This window comes from Novosphingobium humi, assembly GCF_028607105.1.
GTDB lineage: Bacteria > Pseudomonadota > Alphaproteobacteria > Sphingomonadales > Sphingomonadaceae > Novosphingobium > Novosphingobium humi.
The window spans coordinates 141,845-166,449 of sequence record NZ_CP117417.1; the positions used below are offsets into that span (position 1 = coordinate 141,845).

14 protein-coding genes and 1 riboswitch are annotated in these 24,605 nt (G+C 63.1%); of the genes, 10 read left to right on the forward strand and 4 right to left on the reverse strand.

The window, feature by feature from the left end:
* Positions 1–73 precede the first annotated feature (73 nt).
* Positions 74–1,936, reverse strand: coding sequence for a phosphomethylpyrimidine synthase ThiC (gene thiC, locus PQ457_RS00650; protein ID WP_273617908.1), 1,863 nt, complete (start codon positions 1,934–1,936; stop codon positions 74–76).
* 17 nt (positions 1,937–1,953) lie between these two features.
* The gene (locus PQ457_RS00655) at positions 1,954–2,355 is read right to left on the reverse strand and encodes a hypothetical protein (protein WP_273617909.1); all 402 of its coding nucleotides are present in this window, start codon (positions 2,353–2,355) and stop codon (positions 1,954–1,956) included.
* Between the two features lie 83 nt (positions 2,356–2,438).
* Positions 2,439–2,544, reverse strand: a riboswitch (TPP riboswitch).
* A gap of 141 nt (positions 2,545–2,685) precedes the next feature.
* Between PQ457_RS00655 and crtY the strand changes: the two genes are divergently transcribed.
* The 7 genes from crtY to gltX all read left to right on the forward strand — a co-directional run bounded on the left by crtY (position 2,686) and on the right by gltX (position 18,067).
* Positions 2,686–3,924: a lycopene beta-cyclase CrtY gene (gene crtY / locus PQ457_RS00660; protein ID WP_273617910.1), complete on the forward strand. Its 1,239-nt coding sequence runs from the start codon at positions 2,686–2,688 to the stop codon at positions 3,922–3,924.
* Positions 3,921–5,402, forward strand: coding sequence for a phytoene desaturase (locus tag PQ457_RS00665; RefSeq protein WP_273617911.1), 1,482 nt, complete (start codon positions 3,921–3,923; stop codon positions 5,400–5,402). The genes crtY and PQ457_RS00665 overlap by 4 nt, the downstream gene beginning before the upstream one ends.
* A gap of 360 nt (positions 5,403–5,762) precedes the next feature.
* Positions 5,763–5,945 (forward strand): hypothetical protein, encoded by a 183-nt coding sequence (locus PQ457_RS00670; protein ID WP_273617912.1) that lies wholly within the window; start codon positions 5,763–5,765, stop codon positions 5,943–5,945.
* A gap of 4 nt (positions 5,946–5,949) precedes the next feature.
* Complete coding sequence (rpoB, locus tag PQ457_RS00675) at positions 5,950–10,101, forward strand: DNA-directed RNA polymerase subunit beta (protein WP_273617913.1); 4,152 nt, start codon at positions 5,950–5,952, stop codon at positions 10,099–10,101.
* Positions 10,102–10,171: 70 nt separating this feature from the next.
* Positions 10,172–14,449 carry a DNA-directed RNA polymerase subunit beta' gene (gene rpoC, locus PQ457_RS00680; RefSeq protein ID WP_273617914.1) on the forward strand — a complete coding sequence of 1,426 codons (4,278 nt, stop codon included), beginning with the start codon at positions 10,172–10,174 and terminating at the stop codon, positions 14,447–14,449.
* A gap of 331 nt (positions 14,450–14,780) precedes the next feature.
* On the forward strand, positions 14,781–16,442 hold the full coding sequence (locus tag PQ457_RS00685) for an NAD+ synthase (protein WP_273617915.1): 1,662 nt from the start codon (positions 14,781–14,783) through the stop codon (positions 16,440–16,442).
* A gap of 296 nt (positions 16,443–16,738) precedes the next feature.
* On the forward strand, positions 16,739–18,067 hold the full coding sequence (gene gltX, locus PQ457_RS00690; protein WP_273617916.1) for a glutamate--tRNA ligase: 1,329 nt from the start codon (positions 16,739–16,741) through the stop codon (positions 18,065–18,067).
* A 245-nt stretch (positions 18,068–18,312) separates the two neighbouring features.
* Here gltX and PQ457_RS00695 read toward each other — a convergent pair whose 3' ends face one another.
* Positions 18,313–21,066, reverse strand: a complete 2,754-nt coding sequence (locus tag PQ457_RS00695) for a [protein-PII] uridylyltransferase (protein WP_273617917.1) — start codon at positions 21,064–21,066, stop codon at positions 18,313–18,315.
* A 198-nt stretch (positions 21,067–21,264) separates the two neighbouring features.
* Here PQ457_RS00695 and lgt point away from each other — a divergent pair, with 198 nt between their 5' ends.
* From lgt to PQ457_RS00710, 3 genes are all read left to right on the forward strand, one after another.
* Positions 21,265–22,185 carry a prolipoprotein diacylglyceryl transferase gene (lgt, locus tag PQ457_RS00700; protein ID WP_273617918.1) on the forward strand — a complete coding sequence of 307 codons (921 nt, stop codon included), beginning with the start codon at positions 21,265–21,267 and terminating at the stop codon, positions 22,183–22,185.
* Entirely contained in the window at positions 22,178–23,239 is a 1,062-nt protein-coding gene (locus PQ457_RS00705; RefSeq protein ID WP_273617919.1) for a class I SAM-dependent methyltransferase, read from the forward strand. Before lgt ends, PQ457_RS00705 begins: the two co-directional genes overlap by 8 nt.
* A 105-nt stretch (positions 23,240–23,344) precedes the next feature.
* Positions 23,345–24,040, forward strand: a complete 696-nt coding sequence (locus PQ457_RS00710) for a hypothetical protein (RefSeq protein ID WP_273617920.1) — start codon at positions 23,345–23,347, stop codon at positions 24,038–24,040.
* A 275-nt stretch (positions 24,041–24,315) separates the two neighbouring features.
* Here PQ457_RS00710 and PQ457_RS00715 read toward each other — a convergent pair whose 3' ends face one another.
* Positions 24,316–24,585, reverse strand: coding sequence for a hypothetical protein (locus PQ457_RS00715; protein WP_273619204.1), 270 nt, complete (start codon positions 24,583–24,585; stop codon positions 24,316–24,318).
* Positions 24,586–24,605: the final 20 nt, after the last annotated feature.

Genomic DNA, 24,605 nt, shown 5'->3' on the forward strand with positions numbered 1-24,605 from the left:
CGCGCGCCACACAAAACAAAAGGGCCGAGAGCCGCCCCGGCCCCCGACCCTTTCATCCATTCCAAACGAACCCTTATTCCGCAGCCGGAATGTAGAGATCGCCTGCTTCCTTATACTTTTCACTCATTTGCGCCATGCCCGCCTCGGCATCCTCGGCCGCGGCGAAGGTTTCAATCGGCGCGTTCTGCTTTGCGGCAAAGTCGCGCACTTCCTGCGTGATCTTCATTGAGCAGAATTTCGGCCCGCACATGCTGCAAAAATGAGCCGTCTTTGCCCCTTCTGCGGGCAGGGTCTGGTCGTGATACTGCTCGGCGGTGTCCGGGTCGAGCGACAGGTTGAACTGATCGCGCCAGCGGAATTCGAAGCGCGCGCGCGACAGGGCGTCGTCGCGCAATTTCGCCGCCGGGTGGCCCTTGGCCAAATCCGCCGCATGGGCGGCCAGCTTGTAGGTCACCACGCCGACCTTGACGTCATCGCGGTCGGGCAGGCCAAGGTGCTCCTTGGGCGTGACATAGCAGAGCATGGCGGTGCCGAACCAGCCAATCATCGCCGCGCCAATGCCCGACGTGATATGGTCATAACCCGGCGCAATGTCGGTGACGAGCGGCCCGAGCGTATAGAACGGAGCTTCACCGCAAGCGGCCAGTTGCTTGTCCATGTTTTCCTTGATCTTGTGCATCGGCACATGGCCGGGGCCTTCGATCATCACCTGAACGTCCTGCTCCCAAGCACGCTTGGTCAGCTCGCCCAACGTGTAGAGTTCGGCGAACTGCGCCTCGTCATTGGCATCGGCAATCGAGCCGGGGCGCAGACCGTCGCCCAGCGAATAGGCCACGTCATAGGCCTTCATGATCTCGGTGATCTCGTCGAAGCGTTCGTAGAGGAACGATTCCTTGTGATGCGCCAGACACCATTTGGCCATGATCGAGCCGCCGCGCGAGACGATGCCGGTGACACGCTTGGCGGTGAGGGGAATGTAGGGCAGGCGAACGCCCGCGTGGATGGTGAAATAATCGACGCCCTGTTCGGCCTGTTCGATCAGCGTGTCGCGGAACACTTCCCAGGTCAGATCCTCGGCAATACCGCCGACCTTTTCCAGAGCCTGATAGATCGGCACGGTGCCGATGGGAACGGGGCTGTTGCGCAGGATCCATTCGCGCGTGTCATGGATGTTGCGCCCGGTCGACAGGTCCATCACCGTGTCGGCGCCGTGGCGGATGGCCCAGACCATCTTGTCCACTTCCGAGGCCACGTCCGAGGCCACGGCCGAATTGCCGATATTGGCGTTGATCTTGACCAGGAAATTGCGGCCGATCGCCATGGGCTCGGATTCGGGGTGGTTGATGTTGCTGGGAATGATCGCGCGGCCGCGCGCCACTTCGGAGCGCACGAATTCGCCCGTCACGAAATCGGGGATTTCCGCGCCCCAGCTTTGCCCGTCACGCTCCAGCTTTTCCTTCAGGATCGCGCGGCCAAGGTTTTCGCGTTGGGCCACATATTCCATTTCCGGCGTGACGATGCCGCGGCGGGCATAGTGCATCTGGGAAACATTGGCGCCGGCGCGCGCGCGCAGGGGCCGCAGGTTGACCGCCGGAAAGGGCGGTACGCCGCCGCTGCGATCAGGCCCCTTCAGGCCATTGTCCTCCGGCTTGACCGCGCGGGCGTCATATTCCTCGACATCGCCGCGCGCCAAAATCCACTCGCGGCGCAGCGGCGCAAGGCCAGCGGCAATGTCGATCGTGGCCTTGGGATCGGTATAGGGGCCGGACGTGTCATAGACCCGCACGGCCGGCTCGTTGGCCGACGACTCCAGCGCGATCTCGCGCATGGCAACCTTGATTTCGGGATGGCTGGGCGAGGGGACGTAGATCTTTTTCGAGCCACGGATCGCGCCGGTGGTGACGCCAATTTCAAGGGGGGAGTTGATGTCGGCCATGGAGTGCTTTCTGCTGTTTATCCGAAGCGGGCCATGCCAATCACGGTCAGAGCCAGCCCGATGAGAGTGGTGATGCCGGCCCATCCCTTGTGAAAATTGCCAAGGGTTTTCAGCCACATCTGGGTATAAAGATCACAGGCGAACAGGATGGCCAGAGCCTCGGCCATCATCAGTCCGCCCAATGCCTTGATGATGCAGGTGAGAAGGTCATGCGGTATCCATGGATTGGCCAGATAGACCACGCTGCCCACCAGCAGTTCCAGCATGCCGCATAGAAACTGCAAGGCGGGTGAGCCTTCCACCTCGCCGATCATGGTTTGCCAAACTCCCGGTTGCCGCAGCGCCCCTGCCCCCGCCGCCAAGGCGGCCAGACCAAGAATAAGAGCGCTCCAAGCCGTGGGATCTCCAGCTTCCTGCATACCTTCTCCTTTGTTTTTTCGTTTTTATCTCGCCTTCACATTCTGCGGCGTCAGGAGAGGAGGAGCGGGGGGCACCATACCGGGCCGACAGACGCTTCCCTCCCTACGCCCGGATTAACGGGTTCAGGTTCAGCGGGTCGTGGGGCGTTAGGCCCACCTCTCAGCCACATGGCTCCCCGGGGATATGCATGGCAGGTTATGCGAAGGCGAAGGCCTTGGCAAGCGCGCTGAGGGCCGGTTTTGCCGCAGGTTCGGCCATCTCGAAATTTCTCACGGATTTGCCCCTATGGTCGGTTGCCGGAAAGCGGTTGCTAACATAGACTTGGGGCCATGGCGGGAAATGACACGGATATTGCCATCCTCGGGGGCGGATTGGCAGGCGGGCTGGTGGCGCTGGCTTTGGCGGCGCGTCGGCCTGATTTGCGCATCCTGCTGGTCGAGCGCGAGGAGAAGCTGGGAGGGCACCATTTCTGGTCCTTCTTCCTCAGCGACATTCCGGTGGCCGCGCGCTGGTTGCTCAAACCTCTGGTGGTGGGCAAATGGGGCAGCCACAGCGTGCGCTTTTCCGGCAACCGCCGCCATCTTGGCAATCCCTATCGCACGATTTCCAGCGCCCGTTTCGATGCGGCCCTGCGCGAGGCGCTGTCTGCGGGCTCGATCCTGACCGGGGCCACGGTGACGGCCTATGACCGGCGCGGTTTCACGCTGGCCGACGGGCGGCAGTTTCGCGCGGGGGCCGTGATCGACGCGCGCGGCGCGGCGGCCTTTCCGGGCCTGCGCGGCGGTTGGCAGAAATTTCTGGGTCAGGTGGTGCGGACCGCTTCGCCCCATGGCCTGAGCGCCCCCATCATCATGGACGGCAACCGGTCGCAGCATGACGGGTTCCGCTTTGTTTATGTCCTGCCCTTTTCGGATGACACGGTATTCATCGAGGACACCTATTACTCCGACACGCCCGACATTGACGCCCCCACCCTGCGCGATCGCATCGAGGCCTATGCCAAGAGCCGCAGCTGGACCATCGTCGAGGTGCTGGACGAGGAGCAGGGCGTGTTGCCGGTGGTGGCCGAGGGCGAGCCTCATGCGCTGATCGAGGGGATGCATGGCGTGGCGCGGATCGGCGTGGCGGGGGGGCTGTTTCATCCCCTGACCGGCTATTCGCTGCCCACGGCGGTGCGCGTGGCGACGATGATTGCCGATATGTCCGACATGTCGGGCGAGGCGATTGCCGGTGCGGTCGAGGATTATGCGCGGGCCCATTGGCGCGCGGGCGGCTTTTATCGCCTGCTGGCGCGGATGCTGTTCGGCGCGGCGCGGCCTGACAAGCGGCATCGGGTGTTTGCCCGCTTCTATCGTCTGGGCGACGGGCTGATCGAACGGTTCTATGCCGGGCAATCGACATGGGCGGATCGGGTCCGCCTGCTGGTCGGGCGGCCGCCGGTGCCGTTGATGGCGGCGCTGGCCTGTCTGCTCGGGCGGGGGCGCGAACTGGCCGATCTGGGGGCGCCGGGGCGCCTGTCTCAGGATACAACGATACCGGCCTTTGCCGGGGAAACCGAGGACGCATGAAAAAGGCCTGTGTGATTGGCGCGGGATTTGGCGGTCTGGCTCTGGCCATCCGCCTGCAATCCGCCGGGATCGCCACGACGCTGGTCGAGGCGCGCGAGCGTCCGGGCGGGCGCGCCTATGTGTGGGAGCGGGACGGCCATACGTTCGATGCCGGACCCACGGTGATCACCGATCCCTCCTGCCTGTCGGAACTGTGGGGGCTGACAGGGCATGATATGGCAGGCGATGTCGATCTGATGCCGGTGATGCCCTTCTATCGCCTGCAATGGACCGATGGCAGCCATTTCGACTATTCCAATGACGAAGCCAAATTGCGCAGCGAGATCAATCGCGTGGCGCCGGGCGATCTGGCGGGCTATCAGCAATTTCTCGATTTCGCGGGCGAGGTCTATCGCGAGGGCTATGTCAAGCTGGGCCATGTGCCGTTCCTCGACTTCAAGAGCATGATCAAGGCCGCCCCCGCGCTGATGAAGCATCAGGCGTGGCGCAGCGTCTATTCGCGCGTGGCCGGGTTCGTTCAGTCGGAGAAGCTGCGCGAGGCGCTCTCGTTCCACACGCTCTTGGTGGGCGGCAATCCGATGGCCACCAGCAGCATCTATGCGCTGATCCACAAGCTGGAAAAGGATGGCGGCGTGTGGTGGGCGCGGGGCGGCACCAATCGGCTGGTTTCGGGCATGGTCGCGCTGTTTGAACGGCTGGGCGGGACGCTGCGGCTGGGCGATGGGGCGGTGCGGATCCACACGATCGGCAATCGCGCGCATGAGGTGGAAACCAAGAGCGGGTGGCGCGAACGCTTCGATGCCGTGGCCAGCAACGGCGACCTGATGCACACCTATCGCGATCTGCTGGGCGATACGCCGCGCGGGGCGGAATATGCCCGTTCGCTGGCGCGTAAACGCTGGTCGCCCAGCCTGTTCGTCGTCCATTTCGGGCTGGAGGGGCAATTCCCCCATATCCCCCACCACATGATCCTGTTCGGGCCGCGCTATAAGGGCCTGCTGGAGGATATTTTCGACAATGGCGTGCTGCCGCGCGATTTCTCGATCTATCTGCACCATCCCACCGCCTCCGACCCGTCCATGGCGCCCGAGGGGCGCAGCACGTTTTATGCGCTGGTGCCGGTGGCCCATCGGGGCAAGCTGGCGGTGGATTGGGATCAGGTCGGGCCGATCCTCGAAAAGCGGATATTGGACGAGGTGGGCCGCCGGTTGATCCCGGATATCCATGACCGAGTGGCCACCAAGTTCCACTACGCCCCCACCGATTTCGAAACCGACCTTTCCGCCTATATGGGCAGCGCCTTCAGCCTCGAACCGATCCTGACGCAAAGTGCGTGGTTCCGTGGGCATAACCGTGATGATGTGATTCCTAACCTTTATCTCGTGGGCGCGGGGACGCATCCGGGGGCGGGGATTCCCGGCGTTGTGGGCAGCGCAAAGGCGACCGCCGGGTTGATGATTGAGGATTTGCGGGGGTAAATGGAGGAGGTTTTACCTCCGGCGGGCAAAGGGACTCGTCCCTTTGCAATCCCGTTAATGTCGGCGTTGCGTTATGGGTTCGGCCTTGGGTGTTGGGCGCGTGGTTTGAATTTGAAAGCCTGCGGCTCCGATCAGCGCTGCTTGCCCGCGCCGCAGGCTTTGATGGGATAAGCGCCACCTTGCCAACCGGGCGCACCCCCAAATAATGGGATTGCAAAGGGCCCCGCCCTTTGCCTGCCGGAGGCAAACCTTATTCCTCCGACAATTGACAAACCGCCCCCACACGCCTAATGCCCGCCGGTTCCATCGCTTCGAGCAAGGGCGGCCCAGCGCGGGGGTCATCCACGAAAGGAGGCGGTGGTGTTGCATCTGACGCCAGAGGCTGCGGGCCTTCACTCCGATTACGGGGTGATTCGCCAGCGGCCTTTTGTGCGTTTAATGGTGCCGCCATTTACCCCGCGCATGGCATTATTTTTCGGCTTCGTGCCTCTTTTTTCCGCGAAAAAGAGGCATTGCGCCATCAACGAAAGAGGCAAAGTCTAGCCCTATGGCAACCCAGCCCATCTCCCGCGCTTCGGCCAAGCGCCGGATCCGCAAGATCTTCGGTGATATTCACGAAGTGACGCAGATGCCGAACCTGATTCAGGTTCAGCGCGAATCCTATGAGCAGTTCCTGCGCTCGAACCCCGCTGTGGGTTACGTCTCGGGGCTGGAAAAGACGCTGCGTTCGGTGTTCCCGATCCGCGACTTTGCCGGCACCAGCGAGCTGGACTTTGTCCATTACGAACTGGAAGAGCCCAAGTACGACATCACTGAATGTCGTCAGCGCGGGATCACCTATGCCGCTCCGATGAAGGTGACGCTGCGCCTGATCGTGTTTGAAGTCGACGCCGAGACCGAAACCCGGTCGGTGCTCGATATCAAGGAGCAGGACGTGTACATGGGCGACATGCCGCTCATGACCGAGAACGGCACCTTCGTCATCAACGGCACCGAGCGCGTGATCGTGTCGCAGATGCACCGTTCGCCGGGCGTGCTGTTCGACCATGACCGCGGCAAGACGCATTCCTCGGGCAAGTTCCTGTTCGCCGCCCGCGTGATCCCTTATCGCGGCTCGTGGCTGGACTTTGAATTCGACGCCAAGGACATCGTCAACGTCCGTATCGACCGCAAGCGCAAGCTGCCCGTTACGGCGCTGCTGCATGCGCTGGGTCTGAACGACGAAGAGATCCTGCATTATTTCTATCAGACGATCGTCTGGAACCGCGCGAGCGGCGGCTGGAAGATCCCCTATGTTGCCGAAGCATGGCGCGGCGCCAAGCCCGCCTTCGACATCGTCGATGCGGCCAGCGGTGAAGTGGTCTTTGCAGCGGGCACCAAGATCAGCCCGCGCGCTGCCAACAAGGCGGAAAAGGACGGCCTCAAGGATCTGCTGATCCCGACCGAGGAAATCTTTGGCCGTTACAGCGCCAATGACGTGATCAATGAATCGACCGGCCGGATTTATATCGAGGCCGGCGAGGAAGTGACGGCCGAAAACCTGGCCGCGCTCGACGCTGCCGGGATTGACGCTTTCGAACTGCTCGACATCGACCATGTCAGCACTGGTCCGTGGATCCGCAACACGTTGAAGGCCGACAAGGCCGAAGACCGCGATCACGCTCTGGCCGACATCTATCGCGTGATGCGCCCCGGCGAACCGCCGACGCGCGAAACCGCCGAAGCGCTGTTTGCCGGCCTGTTCTTTGACGCTGACCGCTATGACCTCTCGGCCGTGGGCCGCGTCAAGCTGAACATGCGTCTTGGCCTGGAATGCGATGACACGATCACCACGCTGCGCACCGACGACATCATGGCCGTCGTCAAGGAGCTGGTGAACCTGAAGGACGGCAAGGGCGAAGTCGATGACATCGACAACCTCGGCAACCGCCGCGTGCGTTCGGTGGGCGAGCTGCTGGAAAACCAGTATCGCGTCGGCCTGCTGCGCATGGAGCGCGCCGTCAAGGAGCGCATGAGCAGCGTCGATGTCTCGACCGTGATGCCCAACGACCTCATCAACGCCAAGCCCGCCGTGGCCGCGGTGCGTGAGTTCTTCGGCTCCTCGCAGCTGTCGCAGTTCATGGACCAGACCAACCCGCTGTCCGAAGTGACGCACAAGCGCCGCGTTTCGGCGCTCGGGCCGGGCGGTCTGACGCGTGAGCGCGCGGGCTTTGAAGTCCGCGACGTTCATCCGACGCACTATGGCCGTATCTGCCCGATTGAAACGCCCGAAGGCCCGAACATCGGTCTGATCAACTCGCTTTCGACCTTTGCGCGCGTCAACAAGTACGGTTTCATCGAAACCCCGTACCGCAAGGTAATCGACGGCAAGGTCACGGGCGACGTGGTCTATCTCTCGGCGATGGAAGAGCAGAAGCACACGGTGGCGCAGGCTTCGGCCGAAACCAACGCGGATGGCTCTTTTGTCGAAGAACTGGTCAGCGCGCGTCAGAACGGCGAATTCGTGATGGCGCCGCGCGAAACGATCACGCTGATGGACGTTTCCCCCAAGCAGCTCGTTTCGGTGGCCGCCTCGCTCATTCCCTTCCTGGAAAATGACGACGCCAACCGCGCGCTCATGGGCTCGAACATGCAGCGTCAGGCTGTGCCGCTGGTGAAGGCCGATGCGCCTTTCGTCGGCACGGGCATGGAAGAAACCGTGGCGCGCGATTCGGGCGCCGCGATTGCTGCTTCGCGCGCCGGTATCGTCGATCAGGTGGACGCCACCCGTATCGTGATCCGCGTGTCGGGCGACATCGAGCCGGGCAAGTCGGGCGTGGACATCTATACGCTGCAAAAGTTCGAGCGTTCGAACCAGTCGACCTGCATCAACCAGCGTCCGCTGGTGAAGGTGGGCGACAGCGTCGAAAAGGGCGATATCATTGCCGACGGTCCCTCGACCGAGCTGGGCGAGTTGGCGCTGGGCCGCAACGTGCTGGTCGCGTTCATGCCCTGGAATGGCTACAATTACGAAGACTCCATCCTGATCAGCGAACGCATCGTGAAGGAAGACGTCTTTACCTCGATCCACATCGAGGAATTTGAAGTCATGGCCCGCGACACCAAGCTTGGGCCTGAAGACATTACCCGCGACATCCCGAATGTGGGCGAGGAATCGCTGCGCAATCTCGACGAAGCGGGCATTGTTTACATCGGCGCCGAAGTGCATCCGGGCGATATCCTTGTCGGCAAGATCACGCCCAAGGGCGAAAGCCCGATGACGCCGGAAGAAAAGCTGCTGCGCGCGATCTTTGGTGAAAAGGCCAGCGACGTGCGCGACACCTCGCTGCGTCTGCCGCCGGGCGTGGCCGGCACGATTGTCGACGTTCGCGTCTTCAACCGTCACGGTATCGAAATCGACGACCGTACCCGCGCGATCCAGAACGAGGAAATCGAACGCCTCGCCAAGGACCGTGAGGACGAGCGCGCGATTCTGAACCGCGCCACCTTCAACCGTCTCAAGGACATGCTGATCGGCCAGGTGGCCGCAGCCGCGCCCAAGGGTCTGAAGAAGGGCATCGAGATCACCGAAGAAGTGCTGGCCGAGGTCGAGCGCTACGAATGGTGGAAGTTTGCCGTGGCCGATGATGCGCGCCAGCAGCAGCTGGAAGCGACCAAGGCGCAGTATGACACGGCCATCAAGGCGATCGTCGAGAAGTTCGAGGACCGCAAGGAAAAGCTGGAGCGCGGCGACGAACTGGCTCCGGGCGTGCTCAAGATGGTCAAGGTGTTCGTGGCGGTGAAGCGCAAGCTGCAGCCGGGCGACAAGATGGCCGGCCGTCACGGCAACAAGGGCATCATCAGCCGCATCCTGCCGCAGGAAGACATGCCCTTCCTCGAGGACGGTACGCCGGTGGACTTCGTACTGAACCCGCTGGGTGTGCCTTCGCGCATGAACGTGGGTCAGATCTTCGAAACCCATCTGGGCTGGGCCGCTCGCGGTCTGGGTCGCAAGATCGGTGCTGCACTGGATGCATGGCGCGAAGCCAATCCGAACCCGCAGGCGGGCGAGCCCCCCGAAGCGGTGCGCGAATTGCTCAAGGACATCTACGGCGACAATTACACCGCCGATCTGGATGACCGCAGCGATCTGGAGATCATCGAGCTGGCCCAGAGCGTCCGCAACGGCGTGCCGATGGGTTCGCCGGTGTTCGACGGTGCGGTGGAAGCCGATGTGACCGCGATGCTGCGCAAGGCGGGGCTGGATGAATCGGGTCAGGTGACCCTGTTCGACGGTCGCACCGGCGAGGCGTTCGACCGCAAGGTGACCGTGGGCATGAAGTATGTGCTCAAGCTGCACCACCTGGTTGACGATAAGATCCACGCACGTTCGATCGGGCCCTACTCGCTTGTTACCCAGCAGCCGCTGGGCGGTAAGGCGCAGTTCGGTGGTCAGCGCTTTGGTGAAATGGAAGTGTGGGCGCTGCAGGCTTATGGCGCGGCTTACACGCTTCAGGAAATGCTCACCGTCAAGTCGGACGACGTGGTGGGCCGCACCAAGGTGTATGAAGCCATCGTCAAGGGCGACGACACGTTCGAGGCCGGTATCCCCGAAAGCTTCAACGTGCTCGTCAAGGAAATGCGCTCGCTGGGGCTGAATGTCGAACTGTCCTCGTTGACCGACGAGGATGGCGACGATCTGGCCGACGCGGCGGAGTGAGGGAACAGGGCGGCCTTAACCGGTCGCCCGCCCTTCGCCCCAGAGATTTGACCCCTTAGAGGGACGACATATGAACGACCTGACCAAATTTACCAATCAGATGGCGAAGCCGGAAACCTTCGACCAGATCCAGATCGGTCTGGCCTCGCCTGAGCGCATCCGCAGCTGGTCCTTCGGCGAGATCAAGAAGCCGGAAACGATCAACTACCGTACGTTCAAGCCCGAGCGTGACGGCCTGTTCTGCGCGCGTATCTTCGGCCCCGTGAAGGACTATGAGTGCCTTTGCGGTAAGTATAAGCGCATGAAGTACAAGGGCGTCGTCTGCGAAAAGTGCGGCGTCGAAGTGACCGTGACCAAGGTGCGCCGCGAGCGCATGGGCCATATCGAACTGGCCGCGCCGGTTGCGCATATCTGGTTCCTGAAGTCGCTGCCTTCGCGCATCGGCCTGCTGCTCGACATGCAGTTGAAGCAGCTGGAACGCATCCTGTACTTTGAATCCTATGTGGTGATCGAGCCGGGCCTGACCCCGCTTGAAAAGTACCAACTGCTGACCGAAGATGAGCTGCTCGACTATCAGGACGAGTATGGCGAAGACGCGTTCAGCGCCGGGATCGGCGCCGAGGCGGTCAAGCACATGCTGATGAGCCTCGACATGGTTCAGGAGAAGGAAGACCTTCTCAAGGAACTGGCCGAGACGAAGTCGGAACTGAAGCCCAAGAAGATCATCAAGCGCCTGAAGGTCGTGGAAAGCTTCATCGATTCGGGCAACCGCCCCGAATGGATGATCCTCGACGTGGTGCCGGTCATTCCGCCGGATCTGCGCCCGCTGGTGCCGCTGGACGGTGGCCGCTTTGCGACCTCGGACCTGAACGACCTTTATCGTCGCGTCATCAACCGTAACAACCGTCTCAAGCGCCTGATCGAACTGCGCGCGCCCGACATCATCGTGCGCAACGAAAAGCGCATGTTGCAGGAAGCCGTTGACGCCCTGTTCGACAACGGCCGCCGTGGCCGCGTCATCACGGGTGCCAACAAGCGTCCTCTGAAGTCGCTGTCCGACATGCTCAAGGGCAAGCAGGGCCGCTTCCGTCAGAACCTGCTCGGCAAGCGCGTCGACTATTCGGGCCGTTCGGTGATCGTGACCGGGCCGGAATTGAAACTGCATCAGTGCGGCCTGCCCAAGAAGATGGCGCTCGAACTGTTCAAGCCGTTCATCTACGCCCGTCTGGACGCCAAGGGTCTGTCGATGACCCTGAAGCAGGCCAAGAAGTGGGTGGAAAAGGAACGCAAGGAAGTCTGGGACATCCTGGACGAGGTCATCCGCGAACACCCCGTCATGCTCAACCGCGCGCCCACGCTGCACCGTCTGGGCATTCAGGCGTTCGAACCCGTGCTGATCGAGGGCAAGGCGATCCAGCTTCACCCGCTGGTCTGCTCGGCCTTCAACGCCGACTTCGACGGTGACCAGATGGCCGTCCACGTTCCGCTGAGCCTTGAGGCCCAGTTGGAAGCGCGCGTGCTGATGATGTCGACCAACAACATCCTCTCGCCCGCAAACGGCAAGCCGATCATCGTGCCTTCGCAGGACATGGTGCTGGGCATCTATTACCTCTCGATGGACCGCGCAGGCGAGCCGGGCGAGGGCATGCTGCTGGCCGATATGGCCGAAGTGCATCAGGCGCTGGAGGCCAAGGCCGTCACGCTGCACTCGAAGGTCATCGCCCGCGTTCCGCAGACCGACGAAAACGGCAAGACCTATCTGAAGCGTTTTGAAACGACTCCGGGCCGTATGCTGATCGGCGAATGCCTGCCGCACAGCCACAAGGTGCCCTTCGACGTCGTCAACCGCCTGCTGACCAAGAAGGACGTGGGCGACGTGATCGACGAGGTCTATCGCCACACCGGCCAGAAGGACACGGTGCTGTTTGCCGACGCCATCATGAGCCTTGGCTTCCGCCACGCGTTCAAGGCGGGCATCTCCTTCGGCAAGGATGACATGATCATCCCGGATTCGAAGGATGCGCTGGTGGCCGAGACCAAGGAACTGGTTGCCGACTATGAGCAGCAGTATCAGGACGGTCTGATCACGCAGCAGGAAAAGTACAACAAGGTCATCGACGCCTGGAGCCGTTGCGGCGATCAGGTGGCCGCGGCCATGATGGAAGAGCTGAAGTCCAGCCCTGTGGACCCCGAGACCGGCCGTCAAAAGCCGATCAACGCGATCTACATGATGAGCCACTCGGGCGCGCGTGGTTCGCCAACCCAGATGAAGCAGCTGGCCGGTATGCGCGGCCTGATGGCCAAGCCGTCGGGCGAGATCATCGAAACGCCGATCATCTCGAACTTCAAGGAAGGTCTGACCGTTCTTGAATACTTCAACTCGACCCACGGCGCCCGTAAGGGTCTGGCGGACACCGCGCTCAAGACGGCGAACTCGGGTTACCTGACCCGCCGTCTGGTCGACGTGTCGCAGGACTGCGTGGTCATCATCAATGACTGCGGCACCGAACGCGCTCTGGAAATGCGCGCGATCGTTCAGGGCGGTAGCACCATCGCCTCGCTGGGCGAGCGTATCCTTGGCCGTACTCTGGCCGATGACATCCTTGCCAAGGATGGCTCGGTGATCGTGGCCAAGGGCACGCTGCTGGACGAACCGGCGGTGGCGCTGATCGAATCGCATGGCATCCAGTCGGCGCGCATCCGCTCGCCGCTGGTCTGCGAGGCGACTCAGGGCGTCTGCGGCACCTGCTATGGCCGCGACCTTGCACGCGGTACGCCGGTCAACATCGGTGAAGCGGTCGGCGTTATCGCCGCCCAGTCGATCGGTGAACCCGGCACGCAGCTGACCATGCGTACGTTCCACATCGGTGGCGCGGCGCAGGTGAACGAACAGTCGAACCTTGAAGCGCTGTGCGACGGTCACGTCGAATATCGCGACATCCCGACCATCGTCGACAAGCGCGGGCGTCTGCTCAGCCTTGCCCGCAATGGCGAAATCGCGCTGATCGACACCGATGGCCGCGAGCGCGCCATGCACCGTGTGCCTTATGGTACGCATCTGCTCCACAAGAGCGGCGCGACCGTGAAGCAGGGCGAACGTCTGGCCGAATGGGATCCGTTCACCACCCCGATCATCACCGAAAAGTCGGGTATCGTGAAGTATCAGGACCTGATCGACGGCCGCACCCTGACCGAGCAGGTGGACGAAGCGACGGGTATGACCCAGCGCATCATCACCGAAAACCGCTCGACCAGCCGCGGCAAGAAGGAGGACCTGCGTCCCCGTCTGACCCTGCTGGACGAAGGTTCGGGCGAGGCGGCGCGCTATATGCTGGCGCCGGGCACGACGCTCTCGGTCGAGGATGGCCAGTTCGTGGAATCGGGCGACGTTATCGCCCGTGCCTCGCGCGAAGCCGCCAAGACACGCGACATCACCGGCGGTCTGCCGCGTGTGGCCGAACTGTTCGAAGCGCGCATTCCCAAGGACAATGCGGTGATCGCCAAGATCGCGGGCCGCATTGAATTTGTCCGCGATTACAAGGCGAAGCGCAAGATCGCCATTGTGCCGCAGGAAGGCGAACCGGTCGAATACCTGATCCCCAAGAGCAAGGTGATCGACGTTCAGGAAGGCGACTGGGTCAAGAAGGGCGACAACCTGATTTCGGGCTCGCCCAACCCGCATGACATTCTGGAAGTGATGGGGATCGAGGCGCTGGCCGAATATCTCGTCGCAGAAATCCAGGAAGTCTATCGCTTGCAGGGCGTGAAGATCAACGACAAGCACATCGAGGTGATCGTTCGCCAGATGCTGCAAAAGGTCGAGATCACGTTCGGTGGCGATACCACGCTGCTGCCGGGCGAGCAGGTCGATCTGGAAGAAATGCTGGAAACCAATGCCAAGCTGACCGAAGGCCAGCGTCCGGCAGAGGGCAAGCCGGTGCTGCTGGGCATCACCAAGGCTTCGCTCCAGACGCGTTCGTTCATCTCGGCCGCTTCGTTCCAGGAAACCACCCGCGTGCTGACGCAGGCGGCGGTCGAAGGCAAGAAGGACAGCCTGATCGGTCTGAAGGAAAACGTCATCGTGGGCCGCCTCATCCCCGCCGGTACCGGCGCGGGCATGAACCGCATCCGCGTGGCTGCCTCCAGCCGCGATGCGGCGCTGCGCGCCTCGTATCGCAAGCTGCAGGAGCACCTGATCGCTCCGGCAACGGCGGCCGAAGAGCATGCGGCCGAACTGGCTCAGGGGCCTGAGGCCGCTGGTCTGGTCGATCCGCTGGCGCCGATGGAAGGGGAAACCCATGGCCTCGACGCCGATGCCGGTGATTACCTGAACAAGGGCGAGGAATAAGCGTTCCAATTCTCAGGTTTGAGACAGAAGACCCCGCTGGAGCGATCCGGCGGGGTTTTTTGTTTGTTGGGGGAGAGGTTAAGGATGCCTCCGGCGGGCAAAGGGCGGGGGCCCTTTGCAATCCCGTTAATGGGGTTGCGCGGGGGGTAACAGCGGGGTGTTTTGGACGAGAGTGTCTAAAGCCTGCGGCGCGGCAAAAGACGAGCTTGCAGCGCCCCGCCCCCAATATCGGGATTGTTAAGGGCCCCGCCCTTAACCCGCCGGAGGCATAAAGCCTTTCTCCTCCCAATCACCCTTCCCATTCGCGCAAAGCGCTCCTAAACCTGCGCCCATGCCCGATACTTTGAAAATCACCCTCGCCCAGTTGAACCAGTCCGTTGGCGATCTGGCCGGCAATGCCGCAGGCATGCTGGCCGCGCGCGACCGTGCGAAAGAGGCGGGGGCGGATCTGATCGCTTTCCCCGAATTGCAACTGGTCGGCTATCCGCCCGAGGACCTGGTGTTGAAACCCAGTCTGGTCGAGCGCGCGACCGCCGAGTTGCAGAAGATGGCCCAGACCACGGCGGCGGGCGGCCCGGCGATGCTGGTGGGCAGCGTGTTTGTGGCCGATGGGGCGCTGCATAATGGCGTGGCCTTGCTGGATCAGGGCAAGGTGGCGGCGATCCGGTTCAAGCATGAGCTGCCCAATTACGGCACCTTTGACGAGATGCGCCTGTTTCAGCCGGGACCTTTGCCCGAGCCGATCATCTTTCGCGGCACCATGATCGGCGTGCCGATCTGCGAGGATATCTGGCACCCCAATGTCTGCCGCCATCTGGCCGATTTCGGGGCCGAGATTTTCCTGTGTCCCAATGGCAGCCCCTATGAAATCGACAAGGATACGCTGCGCATCGACGGCGTGGCCAAGCGCCGCGCCTCGGCAACCGGGGTGCCGCTGGCCTATCTGAACCGCGTGGGCGGGCAGGACGAACTGGTGTTTGACGGGGCCAGTTTCGTGGTCAACGGCGATGGCGGCCTCGCGGTCCAGATGAAGGACTGGGAGGAGCAGGAGGTTCTGACCCGCTGGACCAAGACCGCCAAGGGCTGGCGCTGCGACCGGGGCGAGATCGAGCCGCAGGCTGAGCATCCCGAGGACGTTTACTGCGCGATGGTGCTGGCGCTGCGTGACTATGTGAACCGCAACAAGTTTCCCGGCGTGGTGCTTGGCCTGTCGGGCGGGATCGATTCGGCGCTCTGCGCGGCGATTGCGGTCGATGCGCTGGGCGCTGATCGTGTGTGGTGCGTGATGCTGCCCAGCCGCTATACCAGCACGGAAAGCCTGATCGATGCCACCGAATGCGCGCATATGCTGGGCGTGAAATATGACACGGTGCCGATCGTCCCGGCGGTCAAGGCGTTTGAAGATATGCTCTCGCCGCCCTTTGCGGGGCGCGCGCCGGATCTGACCGAGGAGAATATCCAGAGCCGCATCCGGGGCGTCACGTTGATGGCGCTGTCGAACAAGTTCGGCCCGATGCTGGTCACCACCGGCAACAAGAGCGAGATGAGTGTCGGCTATGCCACGATCTATGGCGATATGAACGGCGGCTATAACCCGCTGAAAGATGCATATAAAATGACGGTCTTTGCGCTTTCGAAATGGCGCAACAAGCATCGCCCGCGGATCGCCCTTGGTCCCGATGGGCCGGTGATGCCCGACAATATCATCGCCAAGCCGCCCTCGGCCGAATTGCGCCCGGATCAGAAGGATTCCGATTCCCTGCCGCCCTATGACGTGCTGGACGCGATCCTGCTGGGTCTGGTCGAACATGAAAAGTCGGTCGAGCAACTGGTGAGCGAAGGCTTTGACCGCGCCACCGTCAGCCGGATCGAGCGCCTGCTCCATCTGGCCGAATATAAGCGTCGGCAGGCGCCTCCGGGGGTCAAGCTGGGCTCGCGCAATTTCGGGCGGGATCGGCGGTATCCGATTACGCAGGCGTTTCGGACGGCGTAAATAGGCAGGAAGTGGGCCTCCGGCGGGCAAAGGGCGGGGGCCCTTTGCAATCCCGTTATGGGGATGGCGGTCGGTTCGCGGCGCGGGGGTTATAGGTTATCGGTTTAAAGCCTGCGGCGCGGCTAACTCATTGCTCAAAGCGCCGCAGGCTTTAACATTCCAACAACGCAACCATGCACAAGGTAGCCCCCGCATCACCACGCCCCCAATATCGGGATTGTTAAGGGCCCCCGCCCTTAACCCGCCGGAGGCATCTCGCTCTTTCCTCCCCCGCGCATCCCCCCTATATGCCCGGCATGACCACGACCACACGCTTCGCCCCCAGCCCCACGGGGATGCTCCATATCGGCAATATCCGCACCGCGCTGCACAACTGGATGCTGGCGCAGAAGAGCGGGGGCAAGTTTCTGCTGCGCATCGACGATACCGATGGCGCGCGCAGCCGTGAGGAATATGTCGAGGGCATCCGTGCCGATCTGGCTTGGTTGGGTCTGAACTATGAAGGCGAAGAGCGCCAGTCGGCCCGTTTCGCCCTGTATGAGCGCGAGTTTACCAAGCTGATGGAGGCTGGGCGCGTCTATCGTTGCTATGAAACGGCGCAGGAGCTGGATCTCAAGCGCAAAGTGCTGCTCTCGCGCGGGTTGCCGCCGATTTACGATCGCGCGGCGCTGGCGCTGACCGAGCCGGACCATGAGGCCAAGGCGGCGGCGGGCGAGGCGCCCCACTGGCGTTTTCTGCTGGACCGCGACGAGCCGATTGCGTGGGAAGACGGCGTGCGCGGCCCCCAGCATTTCGACCCCGCCACCATGTCCGATCCGGTCATCCGCCGCGCCGATGGCTCGTGGCTCTATATGCTGCCCTCGGTGATCGACGATATCGACATGGGCGTCACGCAGATCCTGCGCGGCGAGGACCATGTGTCGAACACCGCGACGCAGGTGCAGATGTTCACCGCCCTTGGCGCGCCCGTGCCCGCCTTTGCCCATAGCGCGCTGCTGACCGGGTCCGAGGGCAAGCTGTCCAAGCGTCTGGGTTCGCTGGGCGTGGCCGAATTGCGCGAAGCCGGCATCGAGCCGGAAGCGATCATCAGCCTGCTGGCCCGCCTTGGCACCAGCGATCCGGTCGATGCCTCCCTCTCGGTTGAGGAATTGTGCGCAGCTTTTGACCTCTCACGCTTTGGCCGCGCGCCGGCCCGCTTTGACGAGGCCGAACTGGCGCGTCTGAATGCCCAGATCATCCACCGTATGCCCTATGCCCGCGTGGCCGACCGCCTGCCCACCGGGATGGGGGAGGAAGCATGGGAGGCGATCCGCCCCAACCTCAACACCGTGGCCGAGGCGGCCGATTGGTGGGCCGTGGTCAAGGGGCCGATCAACGCCCCCCCGCAGGACGACGAGTCCCGCGCCTTCCTGTCTCAGGCCGCCGAAGTGGCCGCCACGCTCGATTGGGCCGATGGGCCTTGGGCTGCGCTGACAGGGGCTTTGAAAGAGGCAACCGGGCGCAAGGGGAAGGCGCTCTTCCTGCCTTTGCGTCTGGCGATCACCGGCATGGAGCATGGGCCGGATATGGGCGCTCTCCTTCCGCTGATCGGGCGGGATGAGGTTGTGGCGCGGTTGAAGGGGTAAGGTTGGCCTCCGGCGGGCAAAGGGCGGGGGCCCTTTGTAATCCCGTTTATGGGGTGGCGTATGACCTGCCGGTTTGGTGTTTTTCCGAATGTATTCCAGCCTGCGGCGCGACGAACTCATCGGCAAATGCGCCGCAGGCTTTAAAATTCAAGCATGGCGTCTGACACATGACGCCGAACCTCCACGCCAACGCTGACAATACCGGGATTGTTAAGGGCCCCGCCCTTAACCCGCCGGAGGCATAATCAGGCCACGACCTCGGCCACCTCTTCGCTCGCTGCCTCCAGCAAACGCTTCTCGACCGATTTCTGCCGCCCGCCGCCATCGACCTTTCCGCCGAACAGGTCGGTGACGTAGAACGTATCCACCGCGCGCTCGCCATAGGTGGCGACATGGGCGGAATGGACGATCAGGCGCGATTCGAACAGCGCGCGCGCCAGTCGGTTGAGCAATGCGGGCCGATCGCGGGCCGAGATCTCGACCACGGTGAAGCGGTTCGAGGCGTCATTGTCGAATTCGACGCGGGGGCGCACTTCAAAGGCTTCCTGACGCGGGCGGGGCAGGGGCCGTGCCACGAGTTGGGGCAGCAGCTTGACCCGGTTGGCCAGCGCGTCGCCGATGGCCTTTTGCAGGCGCTCCAATTGCCCCGCCTCGGAAAAGGGGCGGCCCAGCGGATCCTGCACGAGGAAATTGTCGACCGCCGTGCCGCTGCGCGTGGTGTGGATGCGTGCGTCGATGATATTGCCGCCGGCCAGGTGGATGCCGCCCGCAATACGATAGAACAGGCCGGGGTGGTCCGAGGCGATGACCATGACCAGCGTGGCCGCGCGGGTTTCGTCATAGCTGGTGGTGATCGACAGAGGCGCGCCCTTGGCCTCGTGCAATTGCACAAGGTTGCGTGCGATCACATCGTCGGGTTCGGCGATCCAGTAGGCGTCGGTGAACTGCTTGCCATAGCGCGCCACCAGCGTGCCCAGCGCGCCCATGCGTTCGGTCACGGCCTTTTGCTTGGCCGCGATGCGTTCGGCGCGATGGCGTTCGACATGGCCCAGACGCAGGCGCTCCTCGGCGCTGGAGAACAGTTCGGTCAGCAACTGGCGCTTCCACCCGTTCCACACGCCCGGCCCCACCGCGCGAATGTCCACGATGGTGAGCAGCGTCAATTGCCGCAGCCGTTCGAGCGACTGCACCACGGCCACGAAATCGGTGATCGTCTTCCAGTCGGCCAGATCGCGCTTCATCGCGGTCGCGCTCATCAACAGATGCTGGCGCACCAGCCAGCTGACCAGTTCCGTCTCCTCGCTGGTCATGCCCAGACGCGGGCACAGGCGCAGCGCGATTTCCGCGCCCAGCACCGAATGGTCGCCCCCGCGCCCCTTGGCGATGTCATGCAGCAGCACGCTGGCATAAAGCGCGCGACGGTGATGCAGCTTGCCGATGATCGCGGTGGCCAGCGGGTGATCCTCGGCCAGTTCGCCCTTCTCGATCCGGGCCAGCAGGCCGATTGCGCGGATTGTATGTTCATCCACCGTATAGTGGTGATACATATCGAACTGCATCTGGGCGTTCACCCGGCCGAAATCGGGGATGAAGCGGCCGAACACGCCCGCCTCGTTCAGCCAGCGCAGCACCGTTTCAGGATCATGGCGGCTGGTCAGCAATTCCATGAAGAGTTCATTGGCGCGCGGATTCTTGCGCACATCGGCGTCGATCAGCTTCGCATCGCGGGCGATCTGGCGCATGGTTTCGGGGTGGATCTCGAAACTTTCCGCATCCGCAATCGTGAAGATCTCGAGCAGCCGCACCGGATCGGCCTCGAACCAGTCATCCGATGGCGCGGCAATGCGGCCATGGGAAACCTTGTATCCCTTGATCGTGCGCGCGCGCCCGCGCAGCGAGGCAAGGAAGCCCTTGCGCTTCTTCTTCTCGGTCTGCTCCTCCAATTGCGCCAGAAACACGCCGGTCAGGCTGCCCACCTGTTTGGCCTGAAGGAAGAAATATTGCATGAAACGTTCGACCGCGCTTTTCCCCGGCCGGTCGGCAAAGGCCATGCGCTGGGCCACCTGCCGTTGCAGGTCGAAGGTCAGCCGGTCCTCGGCGCGGTTGGTGATCGTGTGGAGATGGCAGCGCACCGCCCAGAAAAAGCTCTCGGCCCGGCGGAAGGCGCGGTATTCGTCCTGGGTCAACAGGCCCACATCGACCAGTTCGGCGGGGCTGCGCACCTTATAGAGGTATTTGCCGATCCAGTAGAGCGTGTGCAGGTCGCGCAATCCGCCCTTGCCCTCTTTGACATTGGGCTCGACCACATAGCGGCTGTCGCCCAGACGCTTGTGCCGCTCGTTGCGCTCGGCCAGTTTCTCGGTGACGAAACTGCGTTCGCTGCCCTCGACCACCTCGGCGAAGAAGCGGCGGCGCGACTCGTCGAACAGCGCCTGATCGCCCCAGACATAGCGCCCTTCGAGCAAAGCGGTGCAGATCGTGATGTCCGATTTGGCCATGCGGACCGTATCGTCCAGACTGCGGCTGGAATGGCCGACCTTCAGCCCCAGATCCCACAGGAAATAGAGCATGGCCTCGATCACCTGCTCGCACCAGTGGGTCTGCTTGGATGGCGTGATGAAGGCCACATCGACATCGGAATGGGGCGCCATCTCGCCCCGACCATAGCCGCCCACGGCCATGATCGTCAGCCGCTCGCCCGTGCTGCGGTTGACCGAAGGATAGACATCGGAAATCACATGATCGTGGATCACGCGCAGCAACTGGTCGGTCAGGAAGGCCTGCGCCTCGGCGCAATCATGGCCCGCGCCGGGGCGCTCCATCAGGCGGCGGTTGATTTCCTCGCGCCCGTCGGCCAACGCCTTGCGCAACAGTTCAACGATGGGCTGGCGCGCGACATTGGCCTTGTTGCCCGCCGCATCCATCGCATCGGCAATGGCGATGGTCAAAGCGCGGCGGTCGATCACCGCGCGTTGGTTGGGAATGCGAATGGCGTTCATCAGCGGCTTTCAACAGGAGGCTTGCAGGCCAAGTCTAAACATCTCTACTTAAGCGACACTTATCACTCTACCCCGTGGAGCCATGGCCGCGCCAGAGGTTTGACGCAGAAAAAGGTGACTTCTGTCATCGCCTTGTTGTATCGCGCGGCTGATTAGGAAAAAATGGGCTTTTTGCCCCAGCCACGGACCCTGTTTCCCATGTTGAGCGACCTTGTGCATGTCTCGCTGCCATTAGCCGATTTCCTGTCCGCGGGGGCAAGCGCGGTTAAACAGCCGATCTTCTGGGCCGATCTGGGGCTGAAAAAGGGGATCAGCCTGGGCTTCTTCACCCTGCGCTTCTATTCGCTCGCCTATCTGGCGGGGATCGTGTTCGGCTATTGGCACATGACGCGGATGATCCGCCAACCGGGCAGCCCGCTGGCCCAGCGTCATGTTGATGACCTGTTCTTCTGGTGCACACTGGGCATCATTCTGGGCGGGCGTCTGGGCTATGCCACCTTCTATGACCACTCGCTCTATACCGAACCGTTGAAAATGCTGCGCCTGTGGGAGGGCGGTATGAGTTTCCATGGCGGGCTGATCGGCGTGCTGGTGGCGGTCTGGGGCGTGTGCCGGGCGGGCGGCCTGTCGTTTATCCGGGTGATGGATTATGTCGCGCCCTGCGCGCCGGTGGGGCTGTTTTTCGGCCGCATCGCCAATTTCATCAATGGCGAATTGTGGGGCCGGGTGGCCGGACCCGATGTGCCTTGGGCCATGGTCTTTCCCGACGAGGCCGCCGGCAATGTCGCCCGCCATCCCAGCCAGCTCTATGAAGCGGGCCTAGAGGGGCTGGTGCTTGGCGCGGTGCTGTTTGCGCTGTTCTGGCTGACGCGGGCGCGCTGGCGGCCGGGGATGCTGATGGGCACCTTCTCGCTCGGCTATGGTCTGGCGCGTTTCATCGTCGAATTCTTCCGCGAGCCGGATCAGCAGTTGCAGGAATTTGCCGCCCGCACCCATATGTCGATGGGGCAATGGCTGACCGTGCCGATGATCCTCTTGGGCCTGTTCATGATCGTGCGGGCGCTGACGCGGCCGATGCTGGGGGCGCGGGTGCCGGTGCGGTCGGGCGTCGATGGCTGATCTGTCGGACACACTGCGCCGCCTGATCGCGATGCAGGGGCCGATCCCGCTCGCGCTCTATATGGCGCAGGCCAACGCCCACTATTATGCCACGCGCGATCCGCTGGGCGCGAGCGGCGATTTCATCACCGCGCCCGAAATCAGCCAGATGTTTGGCGAGATGGTGGGTGTGTGGATCGCCGATGTGTGGCGGCGGGCGGGATCGCCCGCGCGCGTGATCTATGCCGAGCCGGGGCCGGGGCGCGGCACGCTGGCGCGCGATGCCTTGCGCGTGGCGGCGCGTTTCGGTCTGGCGCCAGAGGTGCATTTCATTGAAGGCTCGCCCGCCTTGCGCCGGGCGCAGGCGCAGGCTTTTCCCCATGCGGTGTGGCATGAGGATCTCTCGACTCTGCCCGAGGATGCGCCGATCCTGTTGGTGGCCAATGAATTTCTTGATGCGCTGCCGGTGCGCCAACTGGTGAAGACGCCGCAGGGCTGGCGCGAGCGGATGGTGGGGCTGGATGGGACGCGTTTCGTTCCCGTCTCGGGCGGATTGCCGATGGACAGCGCGGTGCCCGCCGCATGGCGCGAGGCCGAGGCGGGGGCGATTGTCGAAACCAGCCCCGCCGCCGGCGCGGTGATGGGCGAAATCGGCGCAAGGCTGGCGGCGCAAGGCGGCGCAGCGCTGATCATCGACTATGGCTATGCGCCAAGGCAGATGGGATCGACCTTTCAGGCCCTGCGCGCCCACGCCCATGTCGATCCGTTCGAGGCACCGGGCGAGGCGGATCTGACCTGTCTGGTCGATTTCGTGACGGCCGCGCAGGTGGCGCAGGCGCAGGGCGCGCGCGTGATGGGCATCGCCGGGCAGGGTGGCTGGCTGATGGCGCTGGGCATGGCCGAGCGCGCCGCCGCGCTGGCCAAGGCTGCACCCGATCAGGCGCAGGCGGTAGAGGCCGCCTATCACCGGTTGACCGCGCCCGACCAGATGGGCGTGCTGTTCAAGGTGCTGGGACTGGCCGGGCGGGAATGGCCCGATGGCGCAGGTTTTGCGCCGCCGCCGGGGGCTTCGTAAATCTGGGATACAGCTTTCCCTAAGCATAGAAACAGCGCCCCGACCGAATCCTGCTCCGAAAGTCCCGCCATCGCTGCCCAGCCTTCCTTTGCCCAGCAATCGCGGTTGCGCAGTCGCGCGACAGCCATCGGGCTGTCGCTGGCGATCATGGCGCTGTTTATCGCGGCTTTGCTCAGCCTCGGGCTGGCCGGGGCGAACAAGCAGCCGGGCGAGCCGCGTCTGGTGTCGATCCAGATGGATGATGGCAAACAGCAAGCGCAGGGCAAGGCACAGCAGCAAGTGTCATCGCCCAAAGTGGCCAAACTGGCCGAACCTCCCAAGACCCCGGTGCCCAGCCCGCCAGAGCCGGTCCCCACCACGCCCCCGCCGCCCAACTATATCAAGCTGAGCCACGATGATTTCGCGGCCTCGGACATCGGCGCCATTGGCCGCCGCAGCGAGGCCGTGGCCGCCGCCAATGCCGCCGCTGCGCGCGCCGCCGCCACCGGGCCCGGCGAAGGGCCAAAGGGCGTCCACCTCTATGCCGCGCAGTGGTATCGCGAACCCAATGACGCCGAACTGCGGCCCTTCTTGGCCGGGGCCAATGCGCCGCCGGGATCATGGGCCACCATCGCCTGTCAGACCATCGACCATTTCCATGTCGAGAATTGTCAGGAACTGGACGAATATCCGCTGGGTTCCGGCCTTGCGCGCGGGCTGCGCCGCGCTTCGTGGCAGTTCCTCGTCTGGCCGCCGCGCATCGATGGCAAGCCGCAGGTGGGAACATGGGTGCGGATCAGGTTTGATTTCACCAAGGGGTGATTTTTGGGGAGGTTTGATCCCTCCGGCGGGCAAAGGGATTCATCCCTTTGCAATCCCGTTATGGGGTGGCGTTTGATCCCAGCGTGGGTGGTTTGGGTTTGTAAAGCCTGCGGCGCGGCGATCTGGCGCAGTTCAGCGCCGCAGGCTTTTAATTTCTAACATTGCGCCTGATGCCCAAGGCCGAATTCACAGCACAACATATACAGTAACGGGATTGCAAAGGGTCGAGACCCTTTGCCCGCCGGAGGCCCTAAAAACCCCCCCGCAACCCCCGCTTAATTCGTCTCGCGCTTCAACCTCTCGGCCAAAGCCTCCAGCTCGGCCGGTTCCAGCAGCCATGTCCGCGTGATCCGCCCGGCGCGATGCACCGGCGCGGTCAGCAGCAGGCGAGCGTTTTCGCGCGCATGGGGTTTGTAGAGCGTGAAATGCACCACACATTCGCGCACATGGGCGATCACGGGCACGCGGCCTTCGAGATCGATCATCGTCGCGGGTTGGTCCCACGGGATATTGTCAACGGTGGCACGGTTGCTTTCGCTGGGCATATAGGCCTCGGCGTGAGTGA

Excerpts from the sequence above, each read along its gene's own strand:
- PQ457_RS00685 (WP_273617915.1), top strand. The coding sequence starts at position 14,781 with ATGCCCGATACTTTGAAAATCACCCTCGCCCAGTTGAACCAGTCCGTT.
- PQ457_RS00655 (WP_273617909.1), bottom strand. The coding sequence starts at position 2,355 with ATGCAGGAAGCTGGAGATCCCACGGCTTGGAGCGCTCTTATTCTTGGT.
- PQ457_RS00715 (WP_273619204.1), bottom strand. The coding sequence starts at position 24,585 with ATGCCCAGCGAAAGCAACCGTGCCACCGTTGACAATATCCCGTGGGAC.
- gltX (WP_273617916.1), top strand. The coding sequence starts at position 16,739 with ATGACCACGACCACACGCTTCGCCCCCAGCCCCACGGGGATGCTCCAT.
- PQ457_RS00695 (WP_273617917.1), bottom strand. The coding sequence starts at position 21,066 with ATGAACGCCATTCGCATTCCCAACCAACGCGCGGTGATCGACCGCCGC.
- crtY (WP_273617910.1), top strand. The coding sequence starts at position 2,686 with ATGGCGGGAAATGACACGGATATTGCCATCCTCGGGGGCGGATTGGCA.
- rpoC (WP_273617914.1), top strand. The coding sequence starts at position 10,172 with ATGAACGACCTGACCAAATTTACCAATCAGATGGCGAAGCCGGAAACC.
- rpoB (WP_273617913.1), top strand. The coding sequence starts at position 5,950 with ATGGCAACCCAGCCCATCTCCCGCGCTTCGGCCAAGCGCCGGATCCGC.
- thiC (WP_273617908.1), bottom strand. The coding sequence starts at position 1,936 with ATGGCCGACATCAACTCCCCCCTTGAAATTGGCGTCACCACCGGCGCG.
- PQ457_RS00665 (WP_273617911.1), top strand. The coding sequence starts at position 3,921 with ATGAAAAAGGCCTGTGTGATTGGCGCGGGATTTGGCGGTCTGGCTCTG.
- PQ457_RS00705 (WP_273617919.1), top strand. The coding sequence starts at position 22,178 with ATGGCTGATCTGTCGGACACACTGCGCCGCCTGATCGCGATGCAGGGG.
- lgt (WP_273617918.1), top strand. The coding sequence starts at position 21,265 with ATGTTGAGCGACCTTGTGCATGTCTCGCTGCCATTAGCCGATTTCCTG.